Source organism: Roseomonas sp. TF40 (assembly GCF_057219975.1).
Genome location: NZ_JBXVVR010000006.1, coordinates 58,896 through 76,419 on the forward strand (window position 1 = coordinate 58,896; position 17,524 = coordinate 76,419).

The window sequence follows — 17,524 nt, forward strand, 5'->3', positions numbered from 1 at the left end:
GCCCGGCATGGCAGCGCACGCCACCCTGCCCCCGCTGCGCGGCCGCGTGCAGCAAGAGGCACCGCTTGCGCCCTTCACCTGGCTGCGCGTCGGCGGGCCGGCGGAGATGCTGGTGCGCCCGGCGGATGTCGATGATCTCCTGCTGCTGCTGCGCGACCTGCCGGAGAGCCTGCCGCTCACCATCCTGGGCGCGGCGTCGAACCTCATCATCCGCGATGGCGGGGTGCGCGGCGTGGTGCTGCGGCTGGCCGGGCGCGGCTTCGGCGCGGTGCAGGTCGAGCCCGATGGCATCGTCGCCGGTGCGGCCGCGCTGGATGCCACGGTGGCCGAGCACGCAGCCGCGGCGGGGCTCGCCGGGCTCGAATTCCTCTCGGGCATTCCGGGTGCGATCGGCGGCGCGGTGGCGATGAATGCCGGCGCCTATGGGCGCGAGGTGAAGGATTGCCTCGACTGGGCCGAGGTCGCGACGCCCGCCGGGCTGCTGCGCCTCACCGCGGCTGAGTTCCGCTTCGCCTATCGCCATGCCGAGCTGCCGGCGCGCGGCGTGGTGGTGCGGGCGCGCTTCCACGCCGCGCCGGGCGATCCCGCCGCCATCGCCGCGCGCATGGCGGAGATCAAGGCGGCGCGGGAAGCCACGCAACCGGTGCGCGCGCGCACGGGTGGCTCCACCTTCAAGAATCCGCCGGGCCACAAGGCCTGGGCGCTGATCGACGCCGCCGGCTGCCGCGGCCTCGCGCGCGGCGGCGCGCAGTTCTCGACGCTGCACGCGAATTTCCTGCTCAACACCGGGGGCGCGACGGCAGCCGAGTTGGAAGGCCTGGGCGAGGAAGTCCGCGCGCGCGTGCTCGCGCAATCTGGCGTGACGCTCGAATGGGAAATCAAGCGTATCGGAGAGGCGCTTGTCGGCGAGCCGATTCAGCCCGCTGCGCCATCCGGCGCTCCGGCCATCGGATCGCAATCATGACGCATGTCGCCGTCCTGCATGGCGGTGTCTCCGCCGAGCGCGAAGTGAGCCTCGCCACCGGTGCGCAGGTCGTGGCCGCGCTGCGTGCCGCGGGCTTCGCCGTGACGCCGATCGAGGTCACGCGCGACCTCGGCGCCGTCATCGCCGCGCTGCAGGCCGCCGCCCCCGACGTGGTGTTCAACGCGCTGCATGGGCGCTTCGGCGAGGATGGCTGCATCCAGGGTGTGCTCGACTGGCTCGGGCTGCCCTACACGCATTCGGGCGTGCGCGCCTCCTCGCTCGCGATGGACAAGGAGGCCGCGAAGGCGGCCTTCGCCGCGGCCGGCCTGCCGGTGGCCGCGAGCCGCATCGTCAGCCCCGAGGAACTCGAGGCCGCGGACCCGCTGCCGCGCCCCTATGTCGTGAAGCCGGTGAATGAGGGCTCCTCCGTCGGCGTCGAGATCTTCCGCGAGGGCGACAATCGCCGCGCCGAGGTCGCGCGCGCCTGGCGCTTCGACCGGCGCATCATGGCGGAGGCGTTCATTCCGGGCCGCGAGCTCACCGTCGCCGTGATGGGCGACCGCGCGCTGGAAGTCACCGAGATCGACACCGGCCACGTCTTCTACGACTACGAGGCGAAGTATGCCGATGGCGGCAGCCGCCACACCCTGCCCGCGCCCGTGCACCCGGCCGTGCGCGCGCAGGCCATGGAGATCGCGCTGCGCGCGCATCGCGCGCTGGGCTGCCGCGGCGTCTCGCGCGCCGATCTGCGCTATGACGACACGGCCGGCGAGCCCGGGCAGTTGTTCCTGCTCGAGGTCAACACCCAGCCCGGCATGACGCGCACCTCCCTGGTGCCCGAACAGGCCGCGCATCTGGGCATCGCCTTCCCCGAACTCTGCGCCTGGATGGTGCGGGAGGCGCGTCATGGCCCGTGATGCCGTCGCGGCGGCAAGCCGTGCTCCGACAAGCAGCAACCCGCGCACGCGGCGCGAACCGGACCGGCCCAGCGGGCTGCGGCTGTGGCTCAAGCGCCGGCGCTTCCTGCTGCGCCCGGCCGGGCTCGGCCTGCTCGGCCTCGGCGTGCTTGGCGCGGTGGCCTTCGGCTTCTATGTCGCGGATCCCGCCGGGCGCGCGCGCAACATCGTCGAGAACGCGGCCGAGATCGGCGCGGGCTTCGGCCTCGAAGTGCGCGAGATCGTCGTCGAGGGCCGGCGCAACACGCCGCAGGACCTGATGCGGGCTGCGATCGGCGCGCAGCGCGGCGACCCGATGCTCGGCTTCTCGCCCGAAGAGGCGCGCGCGCGGCTCGAGACCATCGCCTGGGTCGAGGAAGCGCATGTGGAGCGCCGCCTGCCGGGGACGATCTTCGTGCGGCTCATCGAGCGCACGCCCTTCGCCATCTGGCAGCACCAGGGCCGCTTCGCGGTGGTGGACCGCGAGGGCCGCGTGGTGGCGACCGAGACGCTGGACGCCTTCGGCCCGCTGCCGCTGATCGTCGGCGCGGGGGCGGAGAAGCACGCGGCCGCACTCCATGACCTGCTGCTCGCGCATCGCAACATCCTTGAGCGCACGCAGGCACTGGTGCGGGTCGGCGAGCGGCGGTGGAACCTGCGGCTGCACAACGGCACGGATGTGCTGCTGCCCGAGGGACATGAGGCGCCCGCGCTGAACCGCCTCGCCGAGCTGCAGGCGCGCCACGCGCTGCTCGACCGGCCGCTGACCGCCGTGGACATGCGCCTGCCGGATCGGCTTGTCCTGCGCCAGCCGCCGGCACCCGAGCCCTCGGCCAACCCGGCGCGCCGGCCGGCCACGCCACAGCAGGGGAACACGCGCGGATGAACGCCCTGTCGCGCCTGCCCGCGCTGATCGAACCGCCCCCGGAACGGCGCCGCCGCGGCGCGCGCTCGGGCCCCTTCGGCGTGCTCGACATCGGCACCACCAAGGTGGTCTGCCTGATCGCGCGCATCGAGGGCGATGGCGAGCCGCGCGTGCTCGGCTTCGGCTGGCAGCGCGGGCGCGGCGTGAAGGGGGGCTCGATCATCGACCTGGAGGAGGCCGAGCGCGCCATCCGCGCCGCCGTCGGCCAGGCCGAGGAGATGAGCGACACCAAGCTGTCGGGCCTGATCGTCAACCTCTCCTGCGGCCAGCCGGAATCGCGGCTGCTCAACCTGCAATGGCCGATCGGCGGGCGCGCGGTGAACGATGCCGACCTGCGCGGCATCCTGATGGAGGCGCGCCGCCGCGGCACGGAAGAAGGGCGGGAGGGCGTGCATGGCGCGCCGGTCTCCTTCACCGTCGATGCCACGCCCGGCGTCGATGATCCGCGCGGCATGGTCTGCGACACGCTGGGCGCGCGCGTGCATCTGGTGGATGCCTCGCAGGCCGCGCTGCGCAATCTCGGCGCCTGCCTGCTGCGGTGCGACCTGGAGGTGGATGAACTGGTCTCGGCGCCCTATGCCGCGGCCCTCGCCACGCTGGTCGAGGATGAGAAGCGCATCGGCGCGACCGTGATCGACATGGGCGGGGGCACCACCTCGCTGGCCGTCTTCGGCGAGGGGCAGCTGATCCACACCGCGCAGATCCCGGTGGGCGGCTGGCAGGTGACGAACGACCTCGCCCGCGTGCTCTCCACGCCGATCAACCACGCGGAACGGCTCAAGACTCTGCATGGCGGCGCCATGGCCTCGGCCGATGACGACCGCGAGATGCTGCCCGTGCCACTGGTCGGCGAGGATGAGGACCACATCGCCCGCGTGCCGCGCGCCATGATCGTCAACATCATCCGCCCGCGCCTGGAAGAGACCTTCGAGCTGGTGCGCGAGCGGCTGGAACAGGCCGGCGTGGCGCGCGAATCCGGCACGCGCGTGGTGCTGACGGGGGGGGCGAGCCAGTTGATCGGCGCGCGCGAACTCGCAGCCCGGGTGCTCGACCGCCAGGTGCGCGTGGGCCGCCCGCGTTCCGTGCGGGGCCTGCCCGAGACTGCCGGCGGCCCGCCCTTCGCGGGGGCCATCGGGCTACTCGCCTGGGGTGCCGGCGAAGGCCGGCCGCTGATCGACATCGCACCGGGCGTGGACCGCCCGCAAGGCACGTTCCGACGCGTCTACGAATGGCTGAAGGCGCGGCTGTGACCATGCGCCCTGTCTTCCCCTTCCCCCTCGCCGCCTCCCGCGCGGCGCACTGAAACCTCCAGGAAAGGCCCCCGACCATGACCCTGAACCTGACCATCCCGTCGCACCAGCACACGGATTTCAGCCCGCGCATCACGGTCGTGGGTGTCGGCGGCGGCGGCACCAATGCCGTGAACAACATGGTCTCCATGGGCCTCGACGGCGTCGAGTTCCTGGTGGCGAACACCGACGCGCAGTCGCTGGTGCATTCCAAGGCCGACCGCCGCGTGCAGCTCGGCCCGCACCTGACGCAGGGCCTGGGCGCGGGCGCCAAGCCCGAGATCGGTCGCGCCGCGGCGGAGGAGGCGACGGAGGAACTCGCGCGGCACCTCGATGGCTGCCACATGGTGTTCGTCACCGCCGGCATGGGGGGTGGCACCGGCACGGGGGCGGCGCCGGTGATCGCGCGCATGGCGCGTGAGCGCGGCATCCTCACGGTGGGCGTCGTCACCAAGCCCTTCGATTTCGAGGGCCCGAAGCGGCGCAAGAGCGCGGATGCCGGCATCGAGGAGCTGCAGCAGTTCGTCGACACGCTGATCGTCATCCCCAACCAGAACCTGTTCCGGCTGGCGAATGAGAAGACCACCTTCGCCGAGGCCTTCAAGATGGCCGACAACGTGCTCTACATGGGCGTGCGCGGCGTGACCGACCTGATGGTCAATCCGGGCCTGGTGAACCTCGACTTCGCCGACATCCGCACCGTGATGGCGGAAATGGGCAAGGCGATGATGGGCACCGGCGAAGCCGACGGCGAGGACCGCGCGGTGAAGGCCAGTGAGGCCGCGATCAACAACCCGCTGCTGGAGGACACCTCCATGCGCGGCGCACGCGGCGTGCTGATCAACATCACCGGCGGCTACGACATGACGCTGTTCGAGGTGGATGAGGCCGCGAACCGCATCCGCAAGGAAGTGGATGAGGACGCGAACATCATCTTCGGTTCCTCGATCGACGAGACGATGAACGGGCGCATCCGCGTCTCGGTCGTCGCCACGGGCATCGATGCGCGCGAGGTCCGCGAGGCACAGCCGGTGAAGCTGGTGGTGAATGGCGGGCCGGTCTCGGCCATCTCCAACACCGCGGCCCAGGCGCCTGCGGCGGCGCCTGCCCCTGGGCCGCGCGGCCCGGTGGGCTTCACGCCGCGCGTCGCGGCGGGCGGTGGCGGCTATGCGCCGGCGGCCGCGCCGATGCGCCCGGCCCAGGGCTACGCGCCGGCCGCCATGCCGGCCCAGCCCGCCCAGCCCGCGCCGGTGGAAATGGCCCCGCCGGTGGAGATCCAGGCGCCCGAGCTGCCTCCGGCGCTGCGCGCCCCCGCGGCGACCCGCCCGGCCGCACCTGCGGCGCCGCAGCAGCATGGCGGCTGGCGGCGGATCTTCCAGCAGGCGACCGGCCTGATGCAGCGCGATGTGCCGGAGCAGCCCGCGCCGGCGCCGGTCCAGGCGCGCAGCGAGCCTGTCGCGCCCCCGACGCCGAAGAGCCCGCAGGAGGAGATGGGGCTCGAAATCCCGACCTTCCTGCGCCGCCAGTCGAATTGAGGCGAAATCTAGGCACCGCTGCAGTGCAATAATTGGCCAAAATCAATTACTTGCGCTGTAATGTCGCGAAACAAGGCTTGAATGGCGCCCCAGAGCTTCACATGCCATGAAGCGCTGGGGCGCGGTGTTTTCAGCCGCCCCCTCGGCCAGGGACGAGGCCTAATTCGGGGGATGCGTAAAGGGGTTCGCGCCGCATTGCGGCCACGGATCCCGCGCATGATCAGGGGCTGAGAGCAGGCATGGACGGTTTTCTTCCGATGGATCGAGCCCGACGCAAGACGCTGAAAAGCGCCATCGGCTGCGTCGGCGTGGGTCTGCACAGCGGCCGCCGCGTGGCGCTGACGCTGCGCCCGGCCGCCATCGGCACGGGCATCGTCTTCCGTCGCACCGATCTCGGCATCGATATCCCCGCCCGCTTCGACCGCGTGGTCGATACCCGCCTGTGCACCGCCCTGGTGGCGGAAGGCGCGCCCGAGGCGCGCATCGGCACGGTCGAGCATGTGATGGCCGCCCTGGCCGGCACCGGCGTCACCGACGCGCTGATCGAGCTCGACGGCGCCGAGGTGCCGATCCTGGATGGCTCCGCCGCGCCCTTCGTCTTCCTCATCGATTGCGCCGGCACGGTCACGCACAACGTCGCGGCCCCGGTGATCGAGGTGCTGAAGAGCATCCGCGTCGAGGACAAGGACGCCTTCGCCGAGCTGCACCCCACCGCCCTGCCCGGCTTCGAGGCCGATCTGGGCATCGAATTCGCCGCCCCCGCCATCGGCACCCAGTCGCTGGCGCTGCGCATCACGCCGGCCAGCTTCCGCGCCGGCCTGGCCGAGGCGCGCACCTTCGCCCTGGCCGAGGAGATCGCGCGGCTGCGCGCCGCCGGCCTCGCGCAGGGCGGCAGCCTGGCGAATGCTGTGGTCGTGGACGGCCCGATGGTGATCAACCCCGGCGGGCTGCGCCGGCCGGACGAATTCGTCCGCCACAAGCTGCTCGACGTGGTGGGCGACCTCGCCCTCGCCGGGGCCTCGCTCTCGGCGAAGTTCGTCGGCCGCCGCTCGGGTCATGCGCTGAACAACCGGCTGCTGCGCGCGCTCTTCGCCGACCGCAGCGCCTGGCGCCTGGTGGGCGGCGAGGTGCCGGAAGATGGCGCGATGGTGCGCCTGCCCGCCGCCGCCGCCCCCGCCATCGCCTGACAGCGCGGCTGCGCGAACCGCCCGCCGCGGCCTTGCCCGGCATGGGCCACGACGTGGTATAGGGGCACCCATGCGCGACCGGCCCTGGCTTTCCCGATTCACCCTGCCCCTTCTCGCCCTGCTGCTGCCGCTGGCGGCGTGCTCGGGCCCTTCCGCCTGGGACGGGCGCAGCACCTCGCTGGGTGCGGCGCGCAACGCGGCCGGGCAGGACACCTCCGCCGAGGGGCTCTTCGCCGCCGGCATGGAGGCGCTGAACCGCGAGGAATTCATCCGCGCCGGACAGCTCTTCGACACGGTGGAGCGCGAGCACCCCTATTCCAGCTTCGCCGCCAACGCGAAGCTGATGTCCGCCTATGCCGATTATTCGCGCAACCGCTACACCGAGGCGCTTGGCGCGCTGGACCGGTTCATCCAGCTGCATCCGGCGCATCGCGACATCGCCTATGCCTATTACCTGCGCGCGCTCGCGATGTATGAGCAGATCAACGACACGCAGCGCGACCAGCGCACCACCGAGCAGGCCATGGCGGCGCTGCAGGATGTGATGAACCGCTTCCCCGGCTCGCCCTATGCGCGCGATGCCCGCCTCAAGATGGACCTCGCGCGGGATCACCTCGCGGGCCATGAGATGCAGATCGGCCGCTTCTACCAGAACCGCCGGCTCTACACCGCCGCCATCGGCCGTTTCCGCCGCGTGCTCGAGGAACACCAGACCACCAACCATGTGCCCGAGGCGCTGCACCGCCTGACCGAGATCTACCTGACTCTCGGCCTGGTGGACGAAGCCCGGCGCACCGCCTCGGTGCTCGGCCACAACTATCCGGGCAGCCCCTGGTACCAGGACAGCTACGCCCTGCTGGTGGATGGCGCGCAGCCTTCCGAGCCGCCGCGCCAGGGTTTCTTCCAGCGCACGGTCGGCGTGTTCTTCTGAGCCGCCGGGGAGGCACCGCCGCGTGCTGACCTCGCTTGCCATCCGCGACGTGGTGCTGATCGAACGCCTGGACCTGGGCTTCGGCCCGGGGCTCACGGTGCTGACGGGCGAGACGGGCGCGGGCAAGTCCATCCTGCTCGACAGCCTGGGCCTCGCGCTGGGCGCCCGCGCCGAGTCCGGGCTGGTGCGCGCAGGCCAATCCCAGGCCAGCGTCGCCGCCGCCTTCCTGCCGCCAGACAGCCACCCGGCCCGCGCCATCCTCGCCGAGCAGGGCATCGATGCCGAGGATGAGGTGGTGCTGCGGCGCGTGGTCACCGCCGATGGCCGCTCCCGCGCCTTCGTCAATGACCAGCCCGTGGGCCTCGCGCTGCTGCGGCGCCTGGGCGCGCTGCTGGTCGAGGTGCAGGGCCAGCACGACCAGGTGGGCCTGGCCGACCCCGCCAGCCATGCCGCGTTGCTGGATGCCGCCGGCGCGCTGGACAAGCCGCGCGGCGCGGTGGGTGAGGCGCATCGCGCCTGGCGCGAGGCCGAACGCGCCCTGGCCACCGCGCGCGAGGAGATCGCCGCCGCCCAGCGCGACGAGGAATTCCTTCGCCATGCCGTGGCCGAACTCAGCGACCTCGCCCCGGTCGAGGGGGAGGAGGATGACCTCGCCGCCGAACGCCAGCGCCTGCAGCAGGGCGAGCGCCGCAACGAGGCGATCGCCGAGGCGCTGGCAGCGCTCAGCCCGCGCGACCGCCGCGCCGCCAACCCCGCCGCCGCGCTGCGCCATGCGAGCCGTGCCCTGGAACGCCTGCCCGCGCCGCAGACCGAAGCCGAGCCGGCGCTGGAGGCGCTGGGCCGCGCACTCGACGCCCTGGCCGAGGCCGAGACGGCGCTGGAACGCCTGGCCCATGAGGGCGGGCCCGATCCGCGCCGGCTGGAACAGGTGGAGGAGCGGCTCTTCGCGCTGCGCGCCGCCGCGCGCAAGCATCTGGTCCCGGTGGTGGAACTGCCCGCCTTCCTCGAAGGGCTGAAGGCGCGCCTCGCCGCCCTCGATGCCGGCACGGGGCAGGTGGTGGCGGCCGAGCGACGCGCCGCCGAGACCCGCACCGCCTATCTGGAAGCCGCCGCGCGGCTCACCGAGCAGCGCCGCGCCGCCGCCGAGAAGCTGGAACGCGCGATCGGCCGCGAATTGCCGCCGCTCAAGCTCGATCGCGCGCGGCTGGTGGTGGAGGTCGCCCCGCGCGCCGAGGCGGCCTGGGGCCCGGATGGCGTGGACCGCGTGACCTTCCTGGTCTCCACCAACCCCGGCCAGGCGCCCGGCGCGCTCGACAGGATCGCCTCGGGCGGCGAACTCTCGCGCCTCATGCTCGCGCTCAAGGTGGTGCTGGCGCGCGGCTCGCCGGTGCCGACCCTGGTGTTCGACGAGGTGGACAGCGGCATCGGCGGCGCCACCGCGGCGGCGGTGGGCGAGCGCCTGGCGCGGGTGGCGGAGCGTGTGCAGGTACTGGTGGTGACCCACTCGCCCCAGGTCGCCGCGCGCGGGGCGCAGCACCTTTCGGTGGCGAAACAGGTGAAGGCTGGCCGGGCCGAGACGCGCGTGACACCGCTGGATGCGCCCGCTCGGCGCGAGGAACTGGCGCGCATGCTGGCCGGTGAACGCGTGACGGATGCGGCGCGCGCGGCGGCCGACAGCCTGCTGGCGGGCGGGCTGCTGTGATCCGCGCGGCGGTGCCCGCCGATGCGCAGGCGCTTGCGGCGCTGTTCAACGCGCTCAACAGCCTCGATGGCGAGACGCCGAAGACGCCGATGACGTCGGCGATCCTGCTGCGCGACCTGATCTGCGCCGAACCCAAGGCGCTGCTGCTGGTCGCGGAGCATGCGGGCGCGCTGGCCGGCTTCGCCACGGGCACGCTGATCTACGACGCGGTGCGCGCCGCCTGGGCGATGATGCTGCTCGACCTCTATGTGGCCCCCGAGGCGCGCCGCCGCGGCCTTGCGCGCGGGCTGATGGCGCGTCTCGCCGCCACGGCGATGGACCAGGGCGCGCGCTGCCTCTGGTGGGGCGTGGATGAGGGCGATGACGAGGCCACCGCCTTCTACCGCAGCATCGGCGCGCGCAGCGAAGGGATGTTCAGCGGCGAGATCATCGAAGGCGCGGCGCTGGCCGCGCTGGCGGGAAGAGAGGCATGAGCGAGCGCATCGAGAGCCTGAGCGAGGAAGAGGCCGCCGCGGAACTGGCGCGCCTCGCCGCCGAGATCGCGCATCACGACGCGCTCTACCACCAGCAGGACGCGCCCGAGATCAGCGATGCGGAATACGATTCGCTGGTGCGCCGCAACCGTGCGCTGGAGGCGCGCTTCCCGCATCTGGTGCGCGACGACAGTCCGACGCGGCGCGTCGGCGCCGAGGCGGCGGAGGGCTTCGCCAAGCTGCGCCACGGCGTGCCGATGCTCTCGCTCGACAATGCCTTCGCGGACCAGGATTTCCTCGATTTCTGCGCCTCGATCCGCCGCTTCCTGAAGCTGGAGGCGGAGGAACGCCTGGAATTCGTGGGCGAGCCGAAGATCGATGGGCTGTCGGTCAACCTCACCTATGTGGACGGCGCCTTCCTGCAGGGCGCGACGCGCGGCGACGGGGCGGAGGGCGAGGATATCACCGCCAACCTGCTGACGCTGTCCGACCTGCCGCGGCGGCTCGCGGCGCCCTTCCCCGCGCGGATCGAGATCCGCGGCGAGGTGTTCTGCGAGAAGGCCGATTTCCTCGCCTTCCGCGCCGAGCAGCAGCTTGCGGCCGAGGCGCGCGAGGCACGCCGCGCGCGCGGCGAGGCGCTGGGCCCCGCCATCACCATCCCGGTCAATCCGCGCAACTTCGCCGCCGGCTCCTTGCGGCAATTGAACGCGGAGATCACGGCGCAGCGGCCGCTCAAGCTCTTCGCCTATGCGATGGGCGAGGCGAGCGAGCTTCCCGCCGAGACCCATGCCGGCTGGCTCGACCGGCTGCGCGGCTGGGGATTCCGCGTCAATCCGATTTCGGAACTTCTGGCCGATGAACAGGCCGCGCTCGATTTCCAGCGGCGCATGACGGCGGGGCGCAGCGGCCTCGCCTATGACATCGACGGTGTCGTCTACAAGCTCAACCGGCTCGACTGGCAACGCCGGCTCGGCTTCGTGGGGCGTGCGCCGCGCTGGGCCATCGCCTGGAAATTCCCCGCCGAGCGCGCCACCACCAAGCTGCTCGACATCGAGATCCAGGTCGGGCGCACCGGCGCGCTGACGCCGCGCGCGGTGATGCAGCCGGTCGGCGTGGGCGGCGTGATGGTGACGCACGCATCGTTGCACAACGAGGACGAGATCACGCGCAAGGATGTGCGGATCGGCGACACGGTGATCCTGCAGCGCGCAGGCGACGTGATCCCGCAGATCGTGGGCATCGTGCCCGAGCTGCGCCCCGCCGATGCCGTACCCTTCATCTTCCCCGACACCTGCCCCGCCTGCGGCAGCCACGCCGTGCGCGCGAATGGCGAGGTGGTGAAGCGTTGCACCGGCGGGCTGATCTGCCCGGCGCAGACGGTGGAACGCCTGATCCATTTCGCGCGGCGCAACGCGATGGATATCGAGGGGCTGGGCGAGGAGAACATCCAGAAGCTCTTCGCCGAGGGCCTGGTGAAGAGCCCCGCCGACATCTTCCGCCTGTCGCGCCACACCGAGACGCTGCTCGGCTGGGAAGGCTGGGGCGAGAAGAAGGTCGCGAACCTGCTGGCCGGGATCGAGGCACGGCGGCGCGTGCCGCTCGAGCGCTTCATCTTCGCGCTCGGCATAAGGCGCATCGGCGAGGCGAATGCGAAGCTGCTGGCGCGGCACTACCATTCGCTCGCGGAATGGCGCGCGAAGATGCTGGCCGCCACCACCATCGGCAGCGAGGCGCGCGAGGAGCTGGGCAGCATCCAGGGCATCGGCCCGGCCATCGCCACCGAGCTCGCGGAATTCTTCGCCGAGCCGCACAATCGCGACGCGCTGGCGGATCTGGCGGCCGAGGTCTCGCCCGAGGATGTCGCCATCGTCGCGACCGCCGACAGCCCCTTCGCCGGCAAGGTGATGGTCTTCACCGGCACGCTCGCCACCATGTCGCGCGACGAGGCGGAGGCGCAGGCGGAACGCCTTGGCGCCAAGGTCACGAAGAGCGTGTCGAAGAAGACCGACTTCGTGGTGGTGGGCGCGGATGCCGGCAGCAAGGCGAAGAAGGCCGCCGAACTGGGGCTGCGCGTGCTGAGCGAGGCCGAGTGGCGCGCGATGGCCGGGCTGGAGCAATATCCGATCTGACGTCGCGGCAGCACTGCGATCAGCCAGTCGGACTTCTTGCGCCGGAAACAATCAGTGAGGGCAAACGAATTCCGTCCGGTCTGACGGTTCGCATCCTGGAAGGGGCGTCCCTCCCTCCAGACCTCCCTGCCGAGGAGGCTCATCGCAAATCTCGCGGGTCGTGACCGATCCGCGGGCTTCGGCTCTATGCGGCGATGCAGATCGCGTTCAGGCCCTCGAAGCGGATGGTTTCGCCACGGATGGTCAGGGTGCCGTTGGCCTCGCCGCTGAAGCGGATGAAATTGCCCTCGACGGTCCAGGTGGTGGCGGAACTCATCCCGCCGAAGCCGGAGCCCGCATTGCCCCCGTGCAGCTTCAGCCCCTCCAGCACCTCCTCCATCGTCAGGCTCGCGCCGGCCGCCAGCGGCGAGTCGCCATGGAAGTTGGAGATGGCATTGGGCGAGATCAGGTAGAGCGTTTCGGACGCGACAATGCTGCCGATGATCGTGTCGTTGCCGTCCCCGACCTTCCAGTAGATGTTGTCATCCCCGCTGCCGGCCTCGATCCAGTCGGCACCCAGCCCGCCGGACAGCTCGTCGAGGCCATCCCCGCCCATCAGCACATCGTCGCCGGCGCCGCCGCGCAAGGTGTCGTCGCCGAGGTCGCCCGAGATCAGGTCACGGCCTGCGCCGCCCTCCAGCAGGTCGTCGTCCGTGCCGCCGCCCAGCTCGTCGTCGCCATCCCCGCCACGCAGCGTATCACGCCCGCCATCGCCCCAGACGGTGTCGTTGCCGGTGCCGCCATCCGCGTTGTCATCGCCGAAGCCGCCCAGCAGCCTGTCGTTGCCGGCATCCCCGCGCAGCGTGTCGTTGCTGTCGCCGCCATCGACGAGGTCATGGCCATCGCCGCCATGGGCGAGGTCGTGGCCCGCGCCGCCGATGAGCGTATCGTTGCCGCCATCGCCCTGCAGCGTGTCCTGGCCGCTCCCGCCCTCCACCCGGTCGGCGCCGCCGCCGCCCAGGAGCTTGTCATGCCCGTCGCCGCCGACGATCCAGTCATCCGCCCCGCCGCCGCGCAGCGTGTCATTGCCGCCGCCGCCGAATTCCCAGGCACCGCCGGTCACGCGCAATAGGTGCGCGGCACTGATGGGCCGCGGCGCGCCGGATTGCCTCATGACAGGAAGCTTGCGCATGGCTGCCTCGATCCTTGGCGTTGCGGCAAGATCGCATGATCGCGCCGGCTGCGGACAGAGGATTCATCGGTGGCGGCCATTGGCATGGCCTTGGACCGGCGGGTCGACCGATCGCGGCGCTGCCGCGACGTCGGATCGCATATTGCCCTAGGCGGCGTGGATCTCGTTCACGTCATTGCCGAAGCGGTCGAAGGCGACGCCGTAGCAATGGATCGAGATGGCGGTGCGGCAGGAAAGGTTCGCCAGGCGATGGATCAAGGCCGGGTCGGCCGCCCCATGGCTGCCCTCGCCGGGGCGGAGCAGCTTGGTGGCCTGGGGCACCGGGGGCTCGCCCAAGGGATCGGGGGGGGCGTAGTAGGTCTCGGTCAGCACGCCCTGATGCACGGCGAAGGCGCACCAGGTGCGGTGCCCATGTACGGGTGACATCTGCCCCGGCCGCCAGACCAGCGCGACCACGGCATAGCCGGCCTCTTCATCGCTGTGCAGCAGGTGGCGGATGTAGCGCTCGGGGCAGCAGGGGCAGTCCTTGCCCGCGAGCAGGTCCTCGCGCGCCGCGAAGGCGCCGATCGCCTCCGCCACCGCCGCCGGCCGCTGCACCAGCGGCCCACGTGCCGCCTGGGCGATGCCGGCGAGCATGGTTTCGAGGGGGCTGAGGCTGCGGATGAAGGTCATGGGAACCGGTTCGGCTGCGACGGGGCGAGCCTACAACGCGGATTTTCCCTCCTGCAAGCTGAAAAGGGATGAATTTACCCCACCCGTAAGTGACGGCGCCGTCTTTGTGCTCCCATTGCCACGACCAGCAGCAAATCACGCCTCCCGCGCCGGATCGGCGAGGAACCCCGTCACCTCCGCCAGCACCGGCGCCCCCGCGAGGCCAAGCGCGCGCACCGGCGCGGCCATGGCGGCCAGCACGCCGACATGGCCCATGCCCGGATAGGTCCGCAGCCGCACCGGCCGCCCGGCCCGCTGCAGGGCAGCGGCGAGGTTGATGGCGTGCAGCGGGTAGACCACGTCATCGGCCTCGCCATGCAGCAGCAGCAGCGGCGGCGCGGTGGCCAGGGCGGCGGGGTCGGGCGCGGCCTCGATCCGCCCGCCCGGGGCGGGGGCGAAGATGCTGCGGCTCGGTTCCTCCAACGGCTGCCAGGAGATTGGCGCGGCGAGCAGCACGCCCCCGGCCAGCGTCACGCGCGCGGCCTCACCCAGCCAGGTCGGGTCGAGCGCGAGGGCGGCGGCAAGGAAGCCGCCGGCGGAATGGCCCATGACGAAGACGGGCCGCGCGGCAAGCCCGGGCCGGGCGCGCAACCAGGCGACGGCCAGGGCCGCATCCTCGAGGAAATCGGGCCAGCGCGCGGCGGGCCAGAGCCGATAGTCCGGCACCGCCACGGCCATTCCCTGCTGCGCCAGGACGCGGGCGATAAAGGCGTAGTCGCCGCGATCCCCGCTGCGCCAGCCGCCGCCATGGAAGAACACCACCAGCGGCGCCTCGGGCCGGTCCGGCGGCAGGTAGAGGTCCAGGCGCTGGCGCGGCAGCGGGCCATAGGCCAGCCCGGCCTCCGGGGCGATGCCGCCGCGCGGCGTCAGCGCATTGGCGATCCCGGTGGGCGAGCAGGCGCCAAGCAGCAGCGGGAGCAGCGGCGCGACAAGACGCCGCGCCAGGGTCATGCCGCCGCGGCGGCGGCGCGGATGCGCCCCAGCACGGCCGCGACGCCGTTGCGCCGCGACAGGCTCAGATGCTCCGCCAGACCCAGCGTGGCGAGGAATTCCGGCCCCTGCGCCAGGATCTCCTCCGGCCGGCGGGCATCATAGACGCTGAGGATCAGCGCCAGCAGGCCCTGGACGATCGAACTGTCGCTCGCCGCGCGGAAGTGCAGCCTTCCCTCGCGCGGCTCGGCGCGCAGCCAGACGCGGGACTGGCAGCCGGCCACGCGCTCATGCTCGGCCCGGTCCTCCTCGGGCCAGGGGGCGAGCTTGCGGCCCATGTCGATGACGTGGCGGTAGCGGTCTTCCCACTCCTCGAGCAGCGCGAAATCCTCGGCGAGTTCGCTCAGCACGGTCGCGATGGGGGCGGGCGCGTTCATGCCGCACGCGCCGGCAGGGTGGCGTGGAAGCCGGCGCCCGCGCTCTCGGGCAAGGGCGCGAAGCGCAGCACGCGCCCCGCCTGGCGTGCGGCGAGCAAAGCGCGCCCGATCGGCAGGAACAGCGTCTCCCCGCTGGTCGGCGTGGCGGGGTCGAGCCGCACGAGAAGCGTAGTGGCCGCCGGCCTTGCCGCTTCGAGCGTGGCGGCGAGGCGCGCCTCGGCCTCCGCCCGCGCCAGGGCGCGCAGGTCGAGTTCCTGCTCGGCGGTGGTCTCCGCGCCGCGCAGCGCGGCGGCGATGGTGGGGTCGAGGATCGGCATGGCGGAGAGATCGCCCCGCCAGCCGGACTGCGCAAGACAGGCCGTGCGGATCAGCCGGCTTTCCAGCACACCAGGTCGATCTCCACCAGCGCCCCGCGCGCCAGGCCGGTGACGCCGATGCAGGTGCGCGCCGGCAGGCGATCCGCCGGGAAGGCCGCCGCCCAGACGGCATTCATCGCCGCATAGTCGCGCGCGAAATCGGTGAGGTAGATGCGCGCCTGCACCACCTCTTCCCAGGTGAAGCCGGAGCCGGCCAGTACGCGCTTGAGGTTCGCGATCACCTGCCCGGTCTGCGCCGCCACGCCCTCGGGCAGGGGCCGGGTGTTGTCGGCCGGGTCGGTCGGCATCTGGCCCGTGACCAGCAGCCAATTGCCGCAGCGCACCGCATGGCTGAAGGGGGCGACGCGGTCGGGACCATCGGGCAGGGTGAGGAAGATCGGCGCATCCATGGGTGGGCTCCTGTCGTCTATTCCGCCCGCAGCGCCGCACCGGCGGCGAGCGGCGCCATGGGCGCGGCGATGGCGAGAAGCGCGCCGAGCAACAGCAGGTAGGGCCGCGCCACCAGCCCCGCCGCCGCGGCCTCGATGGCGGCGGCGCCGAAGATCACGGCCGGGATGGAGAGCGGCAGCACCAGCAGCGGCAGCAGCACGCCGCCGCGCCGCGCCCCCAGCGTCAGCGCCGCCCCCGCCGTGCCGAACAGCGACAGCACCGCGGTTGCGAGGCCCAGCGCGATCACCGCCACCCCCCAGGCCTCCACCGGCAGGTTCAGCATGGCGGCCGCCATCGGTGTGGCCAGCAGCAGCGGCAGCCCGGTGGTGAGCCAATGGCCCAGCGCCTTGGCCAGGGCGAGCAGCGCCGGCGGCAGGCCGGAGAGCAGCAATTGCTCCAGCGAGCCATCCTCCGCCTCCGCCCCGAACAGCCGATCGAGCGGCAGCAGCGCGGCGAGCAGCGCGGCCGCGAGCAGCGCGCCCGGGGCGATGCGCGCCAGGATCTCGGGCGAGGGCCCGATGCCGAAGGGAAACAGCGCGCAGACGAGGACGAAGAACATCACCGCCGCCAGCGTATCCGCCGGGTGCCGCATGGCGAGGCGCAGCTCGCGCCCCAGCACGGCCAGAAAGGCACTCACAGGCGCAGTTCCTTCGCCTCGGGCAGCGGCAGCGGCAGATGCGTCGCCGCCATCACCGCGCCCCCCGCCGCGCGATGCGTGGCCAGCAGGGCGCCGAGGCGTTCCACTGAGGCCGCGTCCAGCCCCACCGTCGGCTCATCCAGCAGCCACAGCGCCGCCGGCGAGAGCGCAAGCCGCGCCAGCGCCAGGCGCCGCTTCTGGCCGGAGGAAAGCACACGCGCCGGCAGGTCGGCGAGATCGAGCAGGCCCACCGCCTCCAGCGCCGGCTCCACCGCCCCGCCCCAGAGCTTCGCGAAGAAGGCCAGGTTCTCCCGCACGCTCAGCGAGGGCTTCAGCGCATCGGCATGGCTGAGATAGCGCAGGCGCCGCGCATGGGTGGGCCGGTCGGCCAGCGCCTCCGCCCCCTGCCAGCGCAACTCGCCCTCGATCAGCGGCACCAGCCCGGCGACGGCGCGCAGCAGGGTGGATTTGCCCGCGCCATTCGCCCCGGTCAGCAGCAGCGCCCCGCCCGCCGGCAGGGTGAAGTCGAGGCCCGAAAAGACCAGGCGCTCGCCACGCCATACGGCCAATTCCCGACCTTCCAGCATGGTGAGCCGCATCCTTCCTTGCCGTGCCCGGATGGACCGGCACCCCTGGCCTGTGGTTTAAGCCGCCTGCTGCGGTTGCGAAAGCGGCCCGGCTTCACCGCGCCTGGTTCGGCGGAAGGCGCCCCGTGCCTGCGGGGTCGCAAACCGGCCCCGGCGCCACCGAAGACACCACGCA

General features: G+C 72.3%; 18 protein-coding genes. 10 read left to right on the forward strand and 8 right to left on the reverse strand.

The window, feature by feature from the left end; all coding sequences use genetic code 11:
- Positions 1–7 precede the first annotated feature (7 nt).
- The 10 genes from murB to ligA all read left to right on the forward strand — a co-directional run bounded on the left by murB (position 8) and on the right by ligA (position 12,070).
- On the forward strand, positions 8–964 hold the full coding sequence (gene murB / locus AC2D9U_RS17110) for a UDP-N-acetylmuramate dehydrogenase (protein WP_484751292.1): 957 nt from the start codon (positions 8–10) through the stop codon (positions 962–964).
- Positions 961–1,881: a D-alanine--D-alanine ligase gene (locus tag AC2D9U_RS17115; protein WP_484751294.1), complete on the forward strand. Its 921-nt coding sequence runs from the start codon at positions 961–963 to the stop codon at positions 1,879–1,881. Before murB ends, AC2D9U_RS17115 begins: the two co-directional genes overlap by 4 nt.
- On the forward strand, positions 1,871–2,785 hold the full coding sequence (locus tag AC2D9U_RS17120) for a cell division protein FtsQ/DivIB (RefSeq protein WP_484751296.1): 915 nt from the start codon (positions 1,871–1,873) through the stop codon (positions 2,783–2,785). The genes AC2D9U_RS17115 and AC2D9U_RS17120 overlap by 11 nt, the downstream gene beginning before the upstream one ends.
- Complete coding sequence (gene ftsA, locus AC2D9U_RS17125; protein WP_484751297.1) at positions 2,782–4,074, forward strand: cell division protein FtsA; 1,293 nt, start codon at positions 2,782–2,784, stop codon at positions 4,072–4,074. Before AC2D9U_RS17120 ends, ftsA begins: the two co-directional genes overlap by 4 nt.
- A gap of 77 nt (positions 4,075–4,151) precedes the next feature.
- Complete coding sequence (ftsZ, locus tag AC2D9U_RS17130) at positions 4,152–5,648, forward strand: cell division protein FtsZ (protein ID WP_484751298.1); 1,497 nt, start codon at positions 4,152–4,154, stop codon at positions 5,646–5,648.
- Positions 5,649–5,905: 257 nt separating this feature from the next.
- Positions 5,906–6,835: a UDP-3-O-acyl-N-acetylglucosamine deacetylase gene (gene lpxC / locus AC2D9U_RS17135; RefSeq protein WP_484751299.1), complete on the forward strand. Its 930-nt coding sequence runs from the start codon at positions 5,906–5,908 to the stop codon at positions 6,833–6,835.
- A gap of 70 nt (positions 6,836–6,905) precedes the next feature.
- The gene (locus AC2D9U_RS17140) at positions 6,906–7,766 is read left to right on the forward strand and encodes an outer membrane protein assembly factor BamD (protein ID WP_484751300.1); all 861 of its coding nucleotides are present in this window, start codon (positions 6,906–6,908) and stop codon (positions 7,764–7,766) included.
- A 22-nt stretch (positions 7,767–7,788) separates the two neighbouring features.
- Complete coding sequence (recN, locus tag AC2D9U_RS17145; protein WP_484751302.1) at positions 7,789–9,468, forward strand: DNA repair protein RecN; 1,680 nt, start codon at positions 7,789–7,791, stop codon at positions 9,466–9,468.
- On the forward strand, positions 9,465–9,941 hold the full coding sequence (locus AC2D9U_RS17150) for a GNAT family N-acetyltransferase (protein ID WP_484751304.1): 477 nt from the start codon (positions 9,465–9,467) through the stop codon (positions 9,939–9,941). The genes recN and AC2D9U_RS17150 overlap by 4 nt, the downstream gene beginning before the upstream one ends.
- The gene (gene ligA, locus AC2D9U_RS17155; RefSeq protein WP_484751306.1) at positions 9,938–12,070 is read left to right on the forward strand and encodes an NAD-dependent DNA ligase LigA; all 2,133 of its coding nucleotides are present in this window, start codon (positions 9,938–9,940) and stop codon (positions 12,068–12,070) included. Before AC2D9U_RS17150 ends, ligA begins: the two co-directional genes overlap by 4 nt.
- 184 nt (positions 12,071–12,254) lie before the next feature.
- Here ligA and AC2D9U_RS17160 read toward each other — a convergent pair whose 3' ends face one another.
- The 8 genes from AC2D9U_RS17160 to ccmA all read right to left on the reverse strand — a co-directional run bounded on the left by AC2D9U_RS17160 (position 12,255) and on the right by ccmA (position 17,349).
- Positions 12,255–13,223, reverse strand: coding sequence for a calcium-binding protein (locus AC2D9U_RS17160; RefSeq protein WP_484751308.1), 969 nt, complete (start codon positions 13,221–13,223; stop codon positions 12,255–12,257).
- Positions 13,224–13,388: 165 nt separating this feature from the next.
- Positions 13,389–13,913 (reverse strand): cysteine dioxygenase family protein, encoded by a 525-nt coding sequence (locus AC2D9U_RS17165; protein ID WP_484751311.1) that lies wholly within the window; start codon positions 13,911–13,913, stop codon positions 13,389–13,391.
- Positions 13,914–14,048: 135 nt separating this feature from the next.
- The gene (locus tag AC2D9U_RS17170) at positions 14,049–14,903 is read right to left on the reverse strand and encodes an alpha/beta hydrolase (RefSeq protein ID WP_484751313.1); all 855 of its coding nucleotides are present in this window, start codon (positions 14,901–14,903) and stop codon (positions 14,049–14,051) included.
- Entirely contained in the window at positions 14,900–15,319 is a 420-nt protein-coding gene (locus AC2D9U_RS17175; RefSeq protein ID WP_484751315.1) for a SufE family protein, read from the reverse strand. The genes AC2D9U_RS17170 and AC2D9U_RS17175 overlap by 4 nt, the downstream gene beginning before the upstream one ends.
- Positions 15,316–15,705 carry a hypothetical protein gene (locus AC2D9U_RS17180; protein ID WP_484751317.1) on the reverse strand — a complete coding sequence of 130 codons (390 nt, stop codon included), beginning with the start codon at positions 15,703–15,705 and terminating at the stop codon, positions 15,316–15,318. The genes AC2D9U_RS17175 and AC2D9U_RS17180 overlap by 4 nt, the downstream gene beginning before the upstream one ends.
- The gene (locus AC2D9U_RS17185; RefSeq protein ID WP_484751319.1) at positions 15,687–16,085 is read right to left on the reverse strand and encodes a RidA family protein; all 399 of its coding nucleotides are present in this window, start codon (positions 16,083–16,085) and stop codon (positions 15,687–15,689) included. Before AC2D9U_RS17185 ends, AC2D9U_RS17180 begins: the two co-directional genes overlap by 19 nt.
- A gap of 17 nt (positions 16,086–16,102) precedes the next feature.
- Entirely contained in the window at positions 16,103–16,762 is a 660-nt protein-coding gene (ccmB, locus tag AC2D9U_RS17190) for a heme exporter protein CcmB (protein ID WP_484751321.1), read from the reverse strand.
- The gene (gene ccmA / locus AC2D9U_RS17195) at positions 16,759–17,349 is read right to left on the reverse strand and encodes a heme ABC exporter ATP-binding protein CcmA (protein WP_484751323.1); all 591 of its coding nucleotides are present in this window, start codon (positions 17,347–17,349) and stop codon (positions 16,759–16,761) included. Before ccmA ends, ccmB begins: the two co-directional genes overlap by 4 nt.
- Between the last annotated feature and the right edge of the window lie 175 nt (positions 17,350–17,524).